We start from the raw sequence: 17,019 nt of genomic DNA, 5'->3' as shown, positions 1-17,019 counted from the left end.
GACCCATACCCCGATGACGACGGACACCACCGACCGCAAGGACCGCCCGGCGCCGCACGACCACGTGGTCAGTCGCCAGCAGCACATCGGCGAGGGCGCGGACCGGCTCGACTACACCGTGACCACCGGCCGGGTGGTGCTCGGCGACGAGGTGGTCGAGGACGGCGACTACGCCGGCCGACAGCCGCAGGCCGAGATCTTCCACGTCGCCTACCGGCTGGAGAGCCGGGGCGGCGAGGCGGTCGAGCCGACCGACCGGCCGGTGGTGTTCGCCTTCAACGGCGGCCCCGGCTCGTCCTCGGTCTGGCTGCACCTCGGGCTGCTCGGCCCGCGCCGGGTGGTGATGGGCGACGCCGGCGCGCTGGCCCGGCCGCCCTACGGGCTCGCCGACAACCTCGAGACCCTGCTGCGGGTGGCCGACCTGGTGTTCATCGACCCGGTGACCACCGGGTTCTCGCGCACCGTCGACGGGCACAAGGCCGACGACTTCCACGGGTTCCGGCGCGACCTCGAGTCGGTGGCCGAGTTCATCCGGCTGTGGACCTCGCGGCACGGGCGCTGGCTGTCGCCCAAGTTCCTGGCCGGCGAGTCCTACGGAACGACCCGGGCGGCGGCGCTGGCCGCGCACCTGGCCGAGTCGAGCGGGCTCTACCTCAACGGGCTGATGCTGATCTCGACCGCGCTCGACTTCGGCACCCTGGACTTCGCCGAGGGCAACGACCTGCCGTACACGCTGTTCGTCCCCACCTACACCGCGGCCGCGCACTACCACGGCAAGGTCGACGGAGCGCTGGCCGACCGGGTCCGCGAGTCCGAGGAGTTCGCCGCCGGGCCGCTGGCCGCCGCGCTGGCCCGCGGGCACCGGCTCGACCCCGAGGAGCGGGCCGCGGTGGTCCGCCGGTACGCCGAGCTGACCGGGCTGGACGCCGGGTACGTCGACCGGGCCGATCTGCGGGTCGACCTGTTCCAGTTCACCACCGAGCTGCTCCGCGACCGCGGCCAGGTGGTCGGCCGGCTCGACCTGCGGTTCACCGGCTGGCCGGAGTCGGCGATCGCCTCGACGACCTACGACGACCCGTCGCTGCACGCGATCACCGGCCCCTACAGCGTGGCGTTCAACGCCTACGTCCGCGGCGAGCTCGGCTACCGCACCGACCTCGTCTACAACGTCCTCACCCCAAAGGTGCACCCCTGGTCCTACGCGGAGTTCGAGAACGCGATGGTCCAGGTCAGCGGACCGCTGGCCACTGCGATGCGGGTCAACCCCGCGCTGCGGGTGCACGTCGCCTGCGGCTACTACGACGGGGCCACCCCGCACTTCGCGGCCGAGCACGTGTTCGCCCACGTCAAGCTGCCGCGGGACGAGCTCGACCGGGTCGAGTGGCACTACTACGAGGCCGGTCACATGATGTACGTCCACGAGCCGAGCCGGGTGGCCCAGTCCGCCGCCCTGGCCGCGTTCGTCGAGTCCGCCTCGGCCCGGGACTGACCGGGCCCCGCCGCGCCGTCACCGGCCGCGAGACACGCGGGCGGGCGGCGGCCGATCACGTGACGCTGGACCACCGATGGGTCACAATGTCACGCGACACGCCTCACCGGCGTCCACCCACCGACAAGGCGAGGAACTCAGGCGATGAGCAACCCGAACTACCCGTCCAGCTCCGGCTCCGCGGGTGACCCCAACTACCCGAACAGCGGGGGTTCGGCGAACGACCCCACCTACGGGCAGGGCCAGTACGGCCAGCAGGGCGGCTACGGTCAGCAGGGTTACGACCAGGGCCAGCAGGGCTACGGCCAGCAGCAGGGCTACGGTCAGCAGGGCTACGACCAGGGCCAGCAGGGCTACGGCCAGCAGCAGGGCTACGGCCAGCAGGGCTACGGGGTCTCTCCCTACGGCGCCGGCGGCTACGGCGGCGCCCCGGTCGAGCACCCGCAGGGCACCACGGTCTTCGTGCTCGGCATCGTCGGCATCTTCGTCGGCATCTGCGCGCCGATCGCCTGGTACCTCGGCAACAAGGCGCTCGCCGAGATCGGCGCCAACACCGGCAGCTACAGCAACTACAGCAACATCAAGACCGGCCGGATGCTCGGCAAGGTGTTCACGATCATCTACATCGTGTTCATCGCGATCTACATCGTCTTCATCATCTTCGCGGTGATCCTGGCGGCTTCGAGCGGCAGCAGCTGATCACCACCCCGCACGACCACCGGCGACGCCCGGATCCGCAACGGATCCGGGCGTCGTCCGCGTTCTGAGGGCGTTCGGGTGGCCCGCACGACTGCGATACTCCCGATCATGAGCTACCCCGGTCCCGCGGGTCCTGGCGGCTATCCGCCGTACGGCGGCTACCCGGTCCGCCCGGCCTACGAGCACCCGCAGGGCACCACCGTGCTGGTCCTCGGCGTCCTGTCGCTGGTGGTCGGGGTCACAGCGCCGTTCGCCTGGTACTACGCCGTCAAGGCCGAGCGCGAGATCCGGGCCAGCGGCTGGACCTGCACCAACAGCAGCCACATCCAGATCGGCAAGATCCTCGGCATCATCGGCACCGTGCTGCTCGGCCTGTCGGCGATCTTCGTGATCATCTACCTGGTCTTCGTGGTCAGCCTGCTGGGGATGGCGTTCACCCAGTACCGCTGACCCGGGGGCACCGCGGGCGGCGAACCAGGCCGGCGGTCAGCGCCGCCCCTCGGGCACCGCGAAGGCGAGCGCCACGATGGTGACCGCGAGCCCCAGCATCACCAGCACGTCGAAGGCGCGACTGCGGACCCGGAGCAGTCCGGCGTTGCGTCGCGGCAGGGCGATCCGCTCCACCGCACCGATGGCCAGCGCGGCGCCGGTGATCACGCACCCGAGCCGCCAGGCGCCGAGCGCCACCACCACCAGCCCCGCGGCCACTCCGGCGAGCACGACCAACAGCGGCCAGCGGTAGGTCGGTCGTCGGGCGGTCGCCGGGACACCCGCCGCGGATCCGGCGCCGGGACCGGTGTCCGAGGTGCCCAGCGACACCCCGGGACGACCGTCCTCGGTCTCGGGCAGCGCGACGGGATCCGGCTCGGTCACCGGGCCAGCATGCCAGCCCGGGGCTCGGGTCCGGCGGCCCGACGCCCGGCCTCGGGACCAGTGACCGTGGGCACCTGAGCAGGGCTGGGTATTTTCTCACCGTCCTCTCGTGGTCAACGACCCGTGACCTCGGTTACCTTTGCCGCGGTCGGCGACCGGGTCCACCCGGGCAGCACCGACCGGCGAGGCGCTCGGGTCGAGGGGTCGGCCCGCACGCAGCCCGCCGCGGTCAGGGGACCGCCCAGGGGAATCAGCAGGGGGAACAGCGTCGCCGTCGGCGCACGCAGGGAGGGTGTTCGGCCGGGGCCGGACGCTCGTCCCGGGCCCAGCACCATCGGGCCAACACCATCGGGGCCAGCACCATCGGGGACTGCTCGTCCATCGGGGACTGCTCGTCGGGGATCACTACCGGGGACCCACCCAGCCTCCAGGAGATCCAATGCCCTCCCTCGCTCCCGTTTCCCTGCCCACCCCCGGCCTCCGGATCCGCCGCATCGCCCGCCGTTCGGTCTACGCCTCGGTGGTCACCGCGCTGCTCGCCGGCACCGCCCTCACCGCGGCCCCCAGCGCCGAAGCGGCCGCCCGCACCGTGGTGGTCAACAAGTCCAGCCGCGCGCTCACCGTCTGCACGGCGGGCAAGACCTGCACCACCAAAGGTCCGAAGATCGCGGCCAAGGCCGGCACCACCCGCAAGCTCGGCTCGGTCCGTCCGACCGCCTACTACGTGCCCAAGGGCTACGGGTCGGTGACCTCGAAGACCGCGTCCGGGCTCCCTCGCACCACCTGGGGTCCCGCCTGGGTCAAGGTCGCCAAGGGCCGCACGACGACCGTCAAGCTGGTCCGCGAGAGCGAGACCCGCAAGCTCTTCGGCAGCACCCGGTCCGGGCTGCCCTGGGCGTCCGGCGCCTGGGTCGGCGGCCGGTTCGACACCCCGAGCATCAACGCCTTCGGCACCTGGCGCGGGCGACCGATGGACCTGGTCACCACCTACTCCCCGCGGGACAGCTACGCGACGATGGCCAACAACAGCTGGACCATCGACACCTGGGCCGGGTTCCAGGGGCGGCTGAACTACGGCCTCGCCCTGCTCCCCGACTCGGGCGAGGGATCGCTCGCCTCGATCGCCCGCGGCGACCAGGACTGGGTCTGGCGCGCGGTCGCGGCCAACCTGCAGCGCGCCGGGCGCGGGAACGCGATCGTCCGGATCGGCTGGGAGGCCAACCTGCCGGACTGGCGCTGGGGCGTCGGCCAGTCCGACGCCGCCACCTACCGGGCCGCGTTCCGGCGCGTCGCGACCGTGCTCAAGGCAGCCGACCCCGATCTGCTGATCGACTTCAACGTCGGCTGCGGCGTCGGTATGAACGGGACCGACGACCGGCTCGCCCCGCTGACCCAGCTCTACCCCGGCGACGACGTCACCGACATCGTCAGCTGCGACGTCTACGACTGGTGGACCACCCGGGTGACCGCGACCTCGGCCGCCGGGCTGCGGAAGCCGCTCTACGGGCCCGGGCTGGACGACCTCGCCCGGTTCGCCCGCGCGCACCACATCGCCATGGGCATCGGCGAGTGGGGTCTGGCCCGGGCCAGCAACGGCGGCGGGGGCGGGGACAACCTGCACTTCATCGCGGCGATGTTCGACTGGGCGAAGAACAACACCGACGTGTTCGCCTACGAGTGCTACTTCGACGAGCCGGACAGCTACCTGCAGTCGTCGCTGACCAGCGGTGGGCAGAACCGCAAGGCGGCAGCCATGTACCGCAAGCTCTTCTGAGCCTGGCCTGGGCCATCGCGTTCGTCTCAGCCTTCCCTGCGCTGCAATACCGGCCGGGTCGGTCCACCCCCTTCATCGGGTGGATCGATCCGGCCGGAAACGGTCTCAGCGGCTGATACCGTGAGAACCGGGCTGGGGAGACCTGCGGAATCGCGTCATGCCCATCCAGTGATCGTGACGAATCGCGGCGCGTTCGGCGCTTCGGGGGGAATTCGTGAAACGTGCGCTGGCGCCTTCGCGCCTGCTCGGACGGATCGGCGGCAACGTCGTCGATCAGGTCCTCTCTGCCCTGAGCAACGTCGCGCTCTCGATCGTGGTCGCGCGCTCGGTCGATGCTCACGCCTTCGGCGCCTTCTCGATCGCCTTCCTCGTCTTCGGGATCGCGATCGCCGTCACCCGGGCGGTGGTGGGTCAGCCGCTGCAGATCGCGTTCAGCGCCCAGTCACCCGAGGTGGTCCGAGAGGCCGCAGCCCGCGCGTTCGGTTTCGCCCTGCTCGCTGGGATGGGCGGCGCCCTGATCAGTCTCGGCGTCGGTGCTGCACTCGGCGGGCAGACCGGGCTGGCGCTGATCGCCCTGGCCCCGGTCCTGCCCGGGCTGCTGGTGCAGGACAGCTGCCGTATGTGCTTCTTCGCGCTCGGGCGTGCCTGGCACGCCGCGCTGATCGACGGCGTCTGGACGGTCCTGCAGTTCTGCGCTCTCGCCGTACTGGTCCTCACCGCGACCGCGGGACTCGGCTCGCTGGTACTGGCCTGGGGACTCGCCGGCACCGTCGCCGGTGTGCTGGGGCTGATCGTGCTGCGTGTCGTCCCGCGTCCTGCTCGCGGGATCTCCTGGCTGGTCGAGCAGCGCGAGCTGAGCCGCTTCCTCTTCGCCGAGTACGTGATCGGTCTGGGTGCGATGCAGCTGGCCATCCTGATCGTCGGTGCGATCGTTTCGGCGAACGCGGTCGGCAGCCTGCGCGCAGCGCAGGTACTGCTCGGGCCGCTCGGCGTGGTCGGTGCCGCCGTGTTCCAGTTCGCGGTCCCGGAGATCGCTCGCCGCCCCGAGCTCGACGCCCGCCGGCGCGGGCTCTTCGGTCTGGGGATCTCGGGCGTGCTCGGGACGATCACCGCGGTCTACCTCGTCGTGCTGCTGCTCATCCCCGACCGCTGGGGGTCGGCCCTGTTCGGCGACTCGTGGGCCGGAGCCGCCCTGGTCCTGCTACCGATGGGCCTGAGTTCTCTCGCTTCCTCGCTGGCGAATGGGCCGGCGGGCGTTCTCTACGGGATGGGCCAGGCACAACGCACGTTCCGCATCAACCTCATCAAGGGCCCCATCTTGCTGGCCACCGTGATCGGCGGCGCCTACCTCTGGGCCGAGACCGGCGCGGCCTGGGCTCTGGCCCTGACCGAAGCGGTCGTCCTGCCGTTGTGGCTGCTTGCCCTCCGCCGCGCGCTCGCCGCTCCGGTGCCCGCCCCGCGCGAACCGCTCGTCCAGGCGGCCGGATGATCTACGACGATCCGCAGCCCCTGGCCCAGCACCGACCTTCCAGCAACGGAGACACGATGCGACTGAGACTGCTCCACCGCTCCTACGGCGGAGAGAACCGGAAGAACCGGCCGGCCTACTACAGCAAACTGCTCTGCCTGGCCTCGTTCATCCGCGCCGCCGAGCAGGTGCCCGACGCCGAGGTGCTGTTCCTCAACGACGGCCCGATCCCTGCTGATCGGTTGCGTCTAATGGAGCGCGCCGGCGAAGTCGTCTCTCTCGGTGACCAGCCAGGTGGCATGCGGGCCAGCTACCGCTTCGCCCTCGATCTGCCCGCGCGACGGGGCTGGCCGGCGGACGACGTGGTGTCGTTCAACGAGGACGACTACCTCTTCACCGAGGACGCGTTCCTGACCCTCCGCAACGGCGCCGAGCGGCTGCCGCAGGCGTCCTACTTCGCGCTCTACGCAGGCGAGCCCGACTACGACGACCCGAACTCGCGGCGGCAGTTCAGCCTTCCCCGCGGATGGCGGCCCGAACCGTCGGTCGATTTCCCAGGTGAGCACTGGTGGCACCACCCGTCGATCACCAGTACGTTCAGCGCTCGGGTCGGCGCGGTCGAGGCCGACCGCGGCATCTTCGCCCAGGCCATGGTGCCCTTCCGTCGGCGCTTTCTCGACCACGAGACCTGCCTGCTCTACCAGGGCGTCGTCCCCTACCACGGCTTCGAGTACCTGATCGGGCTCCCAGACGATTTCCAGCCGACCCTGCGCGGAGTCGTGCGGACGATCGTTCTCATCCCGTTCCGGGTCGCGCTCAACCTCCGCGCCCTCACGCGGCGCAAGGACCCGCACCGGCTCTACGCGGTGGGCCCGACCCGGGCCAGTCACCTCGAGGACGAGGTGGTCTCGACCGACCGGGACTGGCCCACCGTGGCTCGCGAGGTCGTCGACTGGCTCCGAGAGCGCGGAGACGAGGAGGCCGCGGCCACTATCGAGGCGGACCTGATGAGCCCGTCGACACCGCGCCGCGAGGCCGGATGAGCGCCGAGCCGAGCACCACGGAATCGCCCGGTCCGACCGGCTCGAGCGCGCACGCCGGATCCACCGATGCCACCAAGGCGGCCCGACTGCCGTTCTGGCGCCGACCGCGGGTGCTTGCCGTCGTCGTGGCGCTCGTGCTTGCGGTGACCGCGGGGTCGGTGGCCATCGGGCGCACGATCGATCGCGAGGCGGTCGAACCCGTACCCAGCGTCAGCGTCACCCCGATCCCCGGCGGCGTCAGGCCGGGTCTGCAGCGAGCTCGGACGCTCCTGGGCACTCCGCCCTCCGGATCGCCATGGTTCTCCGGCGCCTGGGTCGGTGGTGGGGTCGCCACCGCGCAGCGCTACAAGGCGTTCGGGACCTGGCGGGGGAAACCGCTCGATGCGGCCACGACCTACCCCGCCTCCGGCAGCTGGAGCGAGATCAGCGAGTCGAACTGGCACATCTCGACGTTCAACGGTTTCCCCGGTGTGCTGGTCTACGGGCTCCCGATGCTCCCCACGAACGATCCCGGGGACTTCGACTCGATCGTGCGCGGCGAGCACGATGACGTCTACCGTCAAGTCGCCAAGGACCTGCTGGCCAACCAGCGAGGCAGGGCGATCGTCCGGATCGGTTGGGAGGCCAACGGCGACTGGTTCCCCTGGAACACCCGGGCCAGCCAGGCGGCGGCCTACCGCAACGCCTTCCGCCACATCGTCGGTGTGCTCCGGTCGGTCGCACCCGACCTGGTCATCGACTTCGATCTGGCCTGCGGCACGAAGCTCCGCGGCCAGGACTCCCGCACCGACGCGCTCACCGACCTCTACCCCGGCGATGACGTGGTCGACCTGGTCGGCTGCGACACGTACGACTGGTACAACACGATCACCACCGACGACGCCACCTGGGCGCGGACCCAGCACCCGTCCTCATCGGTCGGGATCGGTGATGTCGCCGCCTTCGCCCGGGCGCACGGCAAGGGGCTCAGCGTTCCCGAATGGGGACTGGCCGACCCGTCACAGCAGGGCCGCGGGGACAACCCACTCTTCATCGAGAGGATGCGCGGGTTCTTCGAGGCCAATCAGGACATCCTGGTGCTCGAGAGTTACTTCAGCGAGCCGGAGACCTCGATCCGCAACAGCATCTACGATCCGGTGCAGAATCCGGCCTCGGCGGCGGCCTACCGCCGGCTCTGGGGCTGACCAGAGCCGGCGACCTCCGGGTGCGACCCCGTCGAGCGACTGGCCCGGGACGCCTCTTCGGACACGTGGTTGACCTGCGAGACCGCGCTTCCCGCCGCGAATGCGGTGTAGCGGGATCGTAGGGCCTTGCCCCCGCTCCCGAACGCGAAGTCGTCGGAGACCGCCATCCGCTCGCTCCAGCGCATCTTGGACAGGTTCGGGCCCGGCGACAGGTTGATCCAGCGGACCCCAGCCTGGGTGGCCTGTTCGAAGACCTGCTCCTGGATGTAGGTGACCGGACCGAGTGCCCACTCGTCGGGGTCGAAGCCCGAGGAGTGCACGTACCAGGTGCCCGGCGCCTCCAGTATCAGCTGCGAGGCGACCACCCGGTCCCCCAGCCGGAGCCGCGCCAACCGAGCGAGCCCGCGGTCACCGAGCTCCGGGAGCAGGTCGCGCATGAACCGGCGGAAGTCCGGACGGGCGTAGGCGTCGTGGTGCGACGGCCGCCCGGACAGGGACGACCGGTGGCGGTGCAGCCCGAGGAACTCGTCGACCGCGGCGAGCTCGATCGGCGCGTCGAGCCCTTGGCCGAGCTGCTCGACCGCGTACGGTCGACCGTCCTTCTTGAGCCGGTTGCGCGAGCGCCGCAGGCTTTCCTTGACGTTGCGTTTGAGACGGCTGCGGGTGCTCTCCCAGTCGGCCTCGAGCGGGAGGACCACGCAAGCCCGGGCCGCCTGGTGTCGCCAGAACGCGAACGGCTGGCCGGAGTCGTGGACCCACTGCGGCTCGAACCACCCCTGACCGATCCCCACCGAGATCTCTGCCCAGGTGTCCCGGCTCAGCAGTGACTTGTCAGTGACCATCGTCTGGACGAGCCCCGCCAGCACGGTGCGGGCGGCACCCGGGCGCGTGAGTACCTGCGGCAGCTCGAGCGGTGAGCCCGCTAGACCCAGACCGACCAGCTGCAGACGGGTGCCGAAGCGGAACCGGCTGATCCCCACCCGGCCGCGATAAAAGGGTGCGACCCCGACCAACTGGCCGTCCTCCTCGATCCAGAGCAGCACCCGGTCCTCCACCGCCACGAAGTGGCGGTACCAGGCGAGCACCCACGAGGGCGCGGTGAACGGATTGACGACCTCACCGGGGTCCTCGGCCTGCGCAGCGAAGAGCGCCTCCCACTGTCCGGTCTCTGTGGCCGAGAGCCGGTCCGCAGCACGCAGGCTGATCTCAGGCGCCACGGCTAGGCTCCACGCTGCGTGACGGACTGCGGCCCGCGCCGGGACGATCGATGTCCCCGCGGCCCGCAGGCGGTGGGCCTGTAGCGCTCCAGGTGGTCGGGCGAGGGTGTCCAGGGGGCGGGCATCACACTTCCGATGGTCGGCGGCAGAGGTCGTCGAGTTCCGTGCAGTCTAGGCGTGCACCCTCCGTTGGCCGGCCCGCAGCGCCGTGTGGCACTCCCTCGATCGGAGCTCGCCCGGGTCTGCCCTCGTGGCGCGATCGTTCTGGTCGACCCCGGACCCGACGCCCGCGGCGGTTCCTGAGGCCATCTTCAGGATTCACACAGGAAGTGGATTGCACCAGGAAGAAAGAAATGGGCCTACGAGCGGTTACTGTTCTCGTGTCGAGGGAGCAGACGCCCTCGGCCCGGTCGGGGGGCCGTGTATTTCACGGGGGAATTCATCTTGTCTGATTTCTATGACGTCATCGTCGTGGGCGCCGGCATCGTCGGGCTCGCCACCGCACGCCAGCTGCTGACGGATCACCCGTCGCTCCGGGTCGCCGTGCTCGAGAAGGAGACCGGCCCGGGTCGGCACCAGAGCGGCCACAACAGCGGAGTCCTGCACGCCGGCGTGTACTACAAGCCCGGCTCGCTCAAGGCGCAGCTGTGCGTCGACGGTAAGGCCCGGATGGAGCGCTTCGCCGACGAGCACGGCGTCAGCTACGAGCTGTGCGGCAAGCTCATCATCGCCACCGAGGAGAGCGAGCTCGGGAGACTGGCCGACCTCGAAGAGCGCGGGCACGCCAACGGCGTCCCCGGACTGCGGGTGGTCGGGCCCGAGGAGCTGCGGGAGATCGAGCCGCACGCCGCCGGGATCCGGGCGCTGCACAGCCCGCGGACGGGGATCATCGACTTCGCCGGGGTCACCCGCACGCTGGCCCGGCTGCTGGTCGAGGCCGGTGCCGAGCTGTACTACGGCCACGAGGTGCGCAGCATCACCCGGGTCGGGGACGAGTCGGTCGTCACCACCGGCCGCGGCGAGTTCCGGGCCAAGAACCTGATCAGCTGCGCCGGTCTGCACTCCGACCGGGTCGCCCGGATGGACGCCGACCCCGAGGTCGCGATCTACCCGTTCCGGGGCGACTACTACACGCTCACCCCGGAGGCCCGGCACCTGTGCCGCGGGCTGATCTACCCGGTGCCCGACCCTGCCCTGCCGTTCCTCGGCGTGCACTTCACCAAGCGGTTCGACCAGGAGGTGTGGGCCGGCCCGAACGCGGTCCTGGCCGGCGAGCGCGAGGGCTACAAGCGCAGCGGCTTCGACCTGCGAGACCTGACCGAGACCCTGCGGCACCCCGGCTTCCCGGGGCTGGCCCGCAAGCACTGGAAGACCGGCGCGGCCGAGATCTTCCGCGACGTGGTCAAGGCGAAGTTCGTCAAGGACCTGCAGCGCTACGTGCCCGAGATCACCGGCAAGCAGCTGGTGTTCGGCCCGTCCGGCGTCCGGGCCCAGGCGGTGGACGCCCGCGGTGGGCTGGTCGACGACTTCGTGCTCTCGAGCACCGACCACAGCGTTCACGTGCTCAACGCACCCAGCCCGGCGGCCACCGCCTCGCTGGCCATCGCCGACCGGCTCGCCGGTCAGGCCGCGCAGACCTTCGGGCTCAGCTCCGTCCGCTGACGCGGCGGTCGGGTCCAGCCGGACCCGGCGCCTGGCGGGCCTGCCTGCCGTTCTAAACCCACAACCGCATACCTCCACAACGTCAAGCTGGATAAACGGGGGTTTCCCAGCGTGAGCATCTCATCGTCTTCGGCGCGCCCCAGGGTCGCGCCGCCCGGGTCGAGTCCCGGGCCGCCCGAGCCGACCGTCGGCACCGCTCTCGGCACCGCCGAGCCGTCCGTCTCGGTCGTCGACCTGGACGGGCACCACCCGACCGTGACCGATCAGCCGGTCGGACCGCCGGTGACCGCGCAGCCGGTCGGGCTCCCGGAGTCCATCGTGCTGTCCCCGGTGAGCAACGACCCGGAGGCGCGCACGCCACGGGTGGTCTGGAACCCGGCCGCCAGCGACGAGCCGGTCGCGGGCGAGCACGAGAAGCCCTTCTGGATGCCGCTGCTCCGCGACGGCATCCGCCCGCTGCTGCTGGTCGGTGACCTCGCCGGCTGCCTGCTGGCCGCCGTCGTCACGCACACGTCGCTGCGGCAGGCGGCCGGGTTCGCGGTCATCCTGGTGGCCCTGATGGCGCTGGGCGGGGCCTACCGCTCGCGGCTGGCGCTGTCGGTGCTCGACGACGTGCCGCGGATCGTCCAGGCCTGGCTGATGGCCGTGGCGGTCTTCATCGTCGGCTCGCAGCTGATCGGCAAGGCGGCGCTCGAGGACTTCGAGGTGGTCTTCATGGCCGGGTTGGCCGTGCTGGCCTTCCGGACCCTGAACTACGCGGCGGTCCGCTCGCTGCGGGCGCGCGGATTCGTCTCGCACCCGACCGTCGTGGTCGGCTGCGACAGCACCGGCCGGGACGTGGCCAACCAGCTGATCCGGCACCCGGACTGCGGGCTGTCCCCGATCGGTTTCCTCGACCAGCACGTCGAGGAGCGGGTGCCGCTGCCGGCACCGGTGCTCGGCGGTCCGGCCCAGCTGATCCCGATCCTCGAGAGGTACTCGCCGCGCGCGCTGATCATCGCCCGCAGCCAGCTCAGCGAGACCGAGCTGGTGGCCATGATCCGCGGGTGCCACCGCTACCACTGCGAGCTGTTCGTGCTGCCCCGGCTGTACGAGGTCACCCAGGTCGGCCAGGACATGGACTTCCTCGGCGACATGCCGCTGGTCCGGCTGCGCCGCGCGGCGTACCGGAGCTGGCAGTGGCGCTGCAAGCGCGTCATCGACGCGGTGCTCTCGGCGATCGCGCTGATCATCCTCTCGCCGGTGCTCGCCGCCGTCGCGCTCGCCGTCCGGCTCGAGGGTGGTCCCGGCGTGATCTTCCGCCAGGAGCGGGTCGGCGTCGACGGCCGGCGGATCGTGATCATGAAGTTCCGGTCCATGCGACCGGTCAACGAGGACGAGTCGCGCACGAACTGGAACATCGCGCACGACGACCGGGTCGGTCCGGTCGGCCGGCTGATCCGCAAGCTCTCGCTCGACGAGCTGCCGCAGCTGGTCAACATCCTGCGCGGTGACATGAGCCTGGTCGGCCCGCGGCCCGAGCGGCCGCACTTCGTAGCCGAGTTCGACCGGCTCTACGGCGGGTACGCCGCGCGCCACCGGGTGCCCTCCGGGCTCACCGGCTGGGCCCAGGTGCACGGGTCGCGCGGCGACACCGACATCGCCGAGCGGGCCCGCTACGACAACTTCTACATCGAGAACTGGTCGCTCTGGCTGGATCTCAAGATCATGCTGCTGACGGTCGTCTCCGTCTTCAAGTCACCCGGCGCCTGACACCAGGCACCACGCACTGTCCACACATCCGTACGGGGGAAAAGATGTACGAGAGCAAGACCGAGCACGCGAATCCGGCCGACATCCCGGTGGTGCTGCTGTGCGGCGGGATGGGAACCCGCCTGCGCGAGGCCAGCGAGAAGCTGCCGAAGCCGCTGGTCGACATCGGCGGCAAGCCGATCGTCTGGCACATCATGAAGACCTACAGCCACTACGGCTTCCGCCGGTTCATCCTGGCGCTGGGTTACAAGAGCGAGCTGATCCGGCGCTACTTCCTGGACTACCGGCAGAACGTCAACGACTTCACCCTGCAGCTGGGCAAGGTGAACGAGGAGCCGACCTGGCACGGCCAGACCGGTGCCGAGGACTGGGAGATCACCTTCGTCGAGACCGGCCTGCTGACCGGCACGGCGGCCCGGGTGAAGCGGGTGTCGCACTTCATCGACACCGACACCTTCATGCTGACCTACGGCGACGGGATCGGTGACGTCAACCTGGCCGAGGTCCTCGACACCCACCGCCGCGAGGGCCGACTGGCCACCGTGACCGGGGTGCACCCGACCAGCCGCTACGGCGAGATGCACGTCGACGGCGCGCAGGTGACCGAGTTCAACGAGAAGCCGACCCTGGCCACCGGCTGGGTCAACGGCGGGTTCTTCGCCTTCGACCGGCTGGTGATCGACAAGTACATCGACGACGACGTCGACATGATGCTCGAGAAGAAGCCGCTGCAGCAGATCGCGGCCGACGGCGAGCTCGCCGTGCACCACCACGAGGGCTTCTGGATGGGCATGGACACCTTCCGCGACTGGACCGAGCTCAACGGGCTCTGGGACAAGGGGCAGGCCCCCTGGCGGGTCTGGGAGAGCTGAGCCTCCCCGCAACGCACCACCGCTGGACCGCAGCACACCTCCACACCACCTCCACACACTAGGAAGACGATCATGAAGATCCTGGTCACCGGGACCGAGGGCTACCTCGGCTCGCTGCTGGCACCCGAGCTGATCCGCGACGGCCACGACGTCGTCGCGGTCGACACCGGTTTCTACAAGAACGGCTGGCTCTACAACGGGCTGGACACGACCCCGCTCACCCTGGTCAAGGACATCCGCCACGTCACCGCGGAGGACTTCGCGGGCGTCGACGCCGTCGTCCACATGGCCGAGCTGTCGAACGACCCGCTGGGTCAGCTCTCGCCGACCATCACCTACGAGATCAACCACGCCGGCTCGCTGCACCTGGCCCGGCTGGCCAAGGCCGCCGGGGTCGAGCGGTTCGTCTACATGTCCTCGTGCAGCGTCTACGGCGTGGCCGAGGGCGAGGTCGACGAGACCTCCCCGGTCAACCCGCAGACTGCGTACGCCGAGTGCAAGACGCTGGTCGAGCGCGACCTGAAGGCGCTGGCCGACGACGACTTCAGCCCGACGTTCATGCGCAACGCCACCGCCTTCGGCGCCTCGCCCCGGATGCGGTTCGACATCGTGCTGAACAACCTGTCCGGCCTGGCCTGGACGACCGGCAAGATCGCCATGGTCTCCGACGGGACCCCGTGGCGCCCGCTGGTGCACGCGCTCGACATCGGCCAGGCGATCCGCCGGGTGCTCGAGGCCCCGCGCGACCTGGTGCACAACGAGGTCTACAACGTCGGCTCGAGCGAGCAGAACTACCGGGTCCGCGAGATCGCCGAGATCGTCGGCGACGTGTTCGGCGGCGAGGTGAGCTTCGGCGACAGCGGCGGCGACAACCGCAGCTACCGGGTCTCGTTCGAGAAGATCAACAACAAGCTGCCGGGCTTCGCCTGCGAGTGGGACGCCGTCAAGGGCGCCCAGCAGCTGCACGAGGTGTTCAGCCGGATCCAGATGGACGAGGCCACCTTCACCGGCCGGGGTCACACCCGGCTCAAGCAGCTGCAGCACCTGATCGACACCGCGCAGCTCGACGAGAAGCTGTTCTGGAAGGCCACCCGATGATCATCAACAAGACCCCGATCGCCGACGTCGCGATCATCGAGCTGGAGGAGCGCGGCGACAACCGCGGCTTCTTCGCCCGCACCTTCGACATCGCGGAGTTCGAGGCGGCCGGCCTCTCCCCCGCCGTCGAGCAGTGCAACCTGTCCTACAACTACGCCAAGGGCACGCTCCGCGGGATGCACTTCCAGATCGCGCCGCACCCGGAGGCGAAGCTGGTCCGCTGCATCCGCGGCGCGATCCTCGACGTGATCGTGGACATGCGTCCGGAGAGCCCGACCCGGCTGCAGCACGTCGCGGTCGAGCTGAGCGCGACGAACCGCAAGGCGTTCTACGTGCCGCCGTACTTCGCGCACGCCTACCTGACGCTCACCGACGACGCCGAGGTCACCTATCAGGTCAGCGGGTCCTACGCCCCGCAGGCCGAGCGCGGGCTGCGCTGGAACGACCCGGCCCTCGGCATCGAGTGGCCGGTCGACGTCGAGGTGATCAGCGACAAGGACGCGTCCTGGCCGCTGCTCACCGAGGACGAGATCGCCGGCCGTCCGAGCGACCGCTTCCCGTCCCTGGCGGAGGCGCACGCATGATCATCGTCGACACCGCACTGGAGCGCCGGGCCGCCGAGGGCCGCCCGGTCCGGGTGGCCATGGTGGGCGCCGGCTTCATGGGCCGCGGGCTGACCAACCAGATCGTCAACTCGGTGCCGGGCATGCAGCTGGTGGCGATCGCCAACCGCAGCGTGGCCAACGCCGAGCGGGCCTACCGCGAGGCCGGGGTCACCGACCCGGCGCACGCCGCCACCGCGGCCGAGGTCGACGTCGCCGTCGCCGCCGGCCGGGCCGTGGTCACCGACGACTACACGGCGGTCACCGACGCCGGGTGCGTCGAGGCGATCGTCGAGGTCACCGGCGCGGTCGAGTTCGGCTGCCACGTGGTGGTCCGGGCCATCGAGCAGGGCAAGCACGTCGTGCTGATGAACGCCGAGGTCGACGCGACCGTCGGGCCGATCCTGGCCCGGATGGCCCAGGCCGCCGGTGTCGTCTACACCGGCTGCGACGGCGACCAACCCGGCGTGCAGATGAACCTGATCCGGTTCGTCCGCGGCATCGGGCTGACCCCGCTGGTGGCCGGCAACATCAAGGGCCTGCAGGACCCCTACCGCACGCCGACCACCCAGGCCGGGTTCGCCGCCAAGTGGGGCCAGGACCCGCACATGGTGACCAGCTTCGCCGACGGCACCAAGATCAGCATCGAGCAGGCCACGGTGGCCAACGCGAGCGGGATGACGGTCAGCCGGCGCGGCATGCGCGGCGGCGACTTCGCCGGGCACGTCGACGAGCTGACCCAGGAGTGGGACGTCGACGAGCTGCGGGCGATGGGGGGCACGGTCGACTATGTGGTCGGCGCCAAGCCGGGCCCGGGCGTCTACGTGCTGGCCAGCCACGACGACCCGAAGCAGCAGCACTACCTCAACCTCTACAAGCTGGGGACCGGGCCGCTGTACTCGTTCTACACGCCCTACCACCTGTGCCACTTCGAGGTGCCCACCACGGTGGCGCGGGCGGTCTTGTTCGGCGACCCGACGATCGTGCCGCTGGGCGCGCCGACCGTCGAGGTGCTGACCACGGCCAAGCGCGATCTGCCGGCCGGGACCGTCCTCGACGGGCTGGGCGGCTACGACTACTACGGGCAGGCCGAGCGGGCCGACGTCACGGCGGACGAGCGGCTGCTGCCGGTCGGTGTCGCCGAGGGCTGCCGGTTGCTCCGCGACGTGGCCAAGGACGAGGGGCTCACCTACGCCGACGTCGAGCTCCCGTCCGGCCGGCTGGTCGACGAGCTGCGGGCCCGGCAGGCCGAGCAGCTCCCGGTCGCCGCGCTGACCGGGGTCTGA

General features: G+C 70.6%; 15 protein-coding genes. 13 read left to right on the top strand and 2 right to left on the bottom strand.

Features of this window, described 5'->3' with window-relative positions:
• Positions 1–13 precede the first annotated feature (13 nt).
• The 3 genes from FHX74_RS04280 to FHX74_RS04270 all read left to right on the top strand — a co-directional run bounded on the left by FHX74_RS04280 (position 14) and on the right by FHX74_RS04270 (position 2,638).
• Positions 14–1,489, top strand: coding sequence for a S10 family peptidase (locus FHX74_RS04280; protein WP_182558789.1), 1,476 nt, complete (start codon positions 14–16; stop codon positions 1,487–1,489).
• Positions 1,490–1,633: 144 nt separating this feature from the next.
• Positions 1,634–2,188: a hypothetical protein gene (locus FHX74_RS04275; protein ID WP_182558788.1), complete on the top strand. Its 555-nt coding sequence runs from the start codon at positions 1,634–1,636 to the stop codon at positions 2,186–2,188.
• Positions 2,189–2,296: 108 nt separating this feature from the next.
• Positions 2,297–2,638, top strand: a complete 342-nt coding sequence (locus tag FHX74_RS04270; RefSeq protein ID WP_182558787.1) for a DUF4190 domain-containing protein — start codon at positions 2,297–2,299, stop codon at positions 2,636–2,638.
• A gap of 36 nt (positions 2,639–2,674) precedes the next feature.
• Here the strand turns inward: FHX74_RS04270 and FHX74_RS20970 are convergent, their stop codons facing one another.
• Complete coding sequence (locus FHX74_RS20970) at positions 2,675–3,061, bottom strand: DUF3017 domain-containing protein (RefSeq protein ID WP_182558786.1); 387 nt, start codon at positions 3,059–3,061, stop codon at positions 2,675–2,677.
• 439 nt (positions 3,062–3,500) lie between these two features.
• Between FHX74_RS20970 and FHX74_RS04260 the strand changes: the two genes are divergently transcribed.
• The 4 genes from FHX74_RS04260 (at position 3,501) to FHX74_RS04245 (ending at position 8,530) form a co-directional block, all read left to right on the top strand.
• On the top strand, positions 3,501–4,835 hold the full coding sequence (locus tag FHX74_RS04260; RefSeq protein ID WP_182558785.1) for a glycoside hydrolase family 26 protein: 1,335 nt from the start codon (positions 3,501–3,503) through the stop codon (positions 4,833–4,835).
• 214 nt (positions 4,836–5,049) lie between these two features.
• On the top strand, positions 5,050–6,324 hold the full coding sequence (locus FHX74_RS04255; RefSeq protein ID WP_182558784.1) for an MATE family efflux transporter: 1,275 nt from the start codon (positions 5,050–5,052) through the stop codon (positions 6,322–6,324).
• Between the two features lie 56 nt (positions 6,325–6,380).
• Positions 6,381–7,346, top strand: coding sequence for a hypothetical protein (locus tag FHX74_RS04250; protein WP_182558783.1), 966 nt, complete (start codon positions 6,381–6,383; stop codon positions 7,344–7,346).
• Positions 7,343–8,530: a glycoside hydrolase family 26 protein gene (locus FHX74_RS04245; RefSeq protein WP_182558782.1), complete on the top strand. Its 1,188-nt coding sequence runs from the start codon at positions 7,343–7,345 to the stop codon at positions 8,528–8,530. Before FHX74_RS04250 ends, FHX74_RS04245 begins: the two co-directional genes overlap by 4 nt.
• Here the strand turns inward: FHX74_RS04245 and FHX74_RS04240 are convergent.
• Positions 8,509–9,747 (bottom strand): GNAT family N-acetyltransferase, encoded by a 1,239-nt coding sequence (locus FHX74_RS04240; RefSeq protein ID WP_182558781.1) that lies wholly within the window; start codon positions 9,745–9,747, stop codon positions 8,509–8,511. The genes FHX74_RS04245 and FHX74_RS04240 overlap by 22 nt on opposite strands.
• Before the next feature lie 444 nt (positions 9,748–10,191).
• Here FHX74_RS04240 and lhgO point away from each other — a divergent pair, with 444 nt between their 5' ends.
• The 6 genes from lhgO (at position 10,192) to FHX74_RS04210 (ending at position 17,019) form a co-directional block, all read left to right on the top strand.
• Complete coding sequence (gene lhgO, locus FHX74_RS04235) at positions 10,192–11,409, top strand: L-2-hydroxyglutarate oxidase (protein WP_182558780.1); 1,218 nt, start codon at positions 10,192–10,194, stop codon at positions 11,407–11,409.
• A gap of 255 nt (positions 11,410–11,664) precedes the next feature.
• Positions 11,665–13,161: a sugar transferase gene (locus FHX74_RS04230; protein WP_182558779.1), complete on the top strand. Its 1,497-nt coding sequence runs from the start codon at positions 11,665–11,667 to the stop codon at positions 13,159–13,161.
• A 44-nt stretch (positions 13,162–13,205) separates the two neighbouring features.
• On the top strand, positions 13,206–14,033 hold the full coding sequence (locus FHX74_RS04225; RefSeq protein ID WP_182558778.1) for a glucose-1-phosphate cytidylyltransferase: 828 nt from the start codon (positions 13,206–13,208) through the stop codon (positions 14,031–14,033).
• Between the two features lie 72 nt (positions 14,034–14,105).
• Positions 14,106–15,131, top strand: coding sequence for an NAD-dependent epimerase/dehydratase family protein (locus FHX74_RS04220; RefSeq protein WP_182558777.1), 1,026 nt, complete (start codon positions 14,106–14,108; stop codon positions 15,129–15,131).
• The gene (rfbC, locus tag FHX74_RS04215; protein ID WP_182558776.1) at positions 15,128–15,715 is read left to right on the top strand and encodes a dTDP-4-dehydrorhamnose 3,5-epimerase; all 588 of its coding nucleotides are present in this window, start codon (positions 15,128–15,130) and stop codon (positions 15,713–15,715) included. Before FHX74_RS04220 ends, rfbC begins: the two co-directional genes overlap by 4 nt.
• Positions 15,712–17,019 (top strand): NAD(P)H-dependent oxidoreductase, encoded by a 1,308-nt coding sequence (locus FHX74_RS04210; RefSeq protein WP_182558775.1) that lies wholly within the window; start codon positions 15,712–15,714, stop codon positions 17,017–17,019. Before rfbC ends, FHX74_RS04210 begins: the two co-directional genes overlap by 4 nt.

It is taken from the genome of Microlunatus kandeliicorticis (assembly GCF_014137855.1).
GTDB lineage: Bacteria > Actinomycetota > Actinomycetes > Propionibacteriales > Propionibacteriaceae > Microlunatus > Microlunatus kandeliicorticis.
The sequence above is the reverse complement of the archived record's forward strand: the minus strand, read 5'-3'. Positions and strand labels throughout refer to the sequence as shown.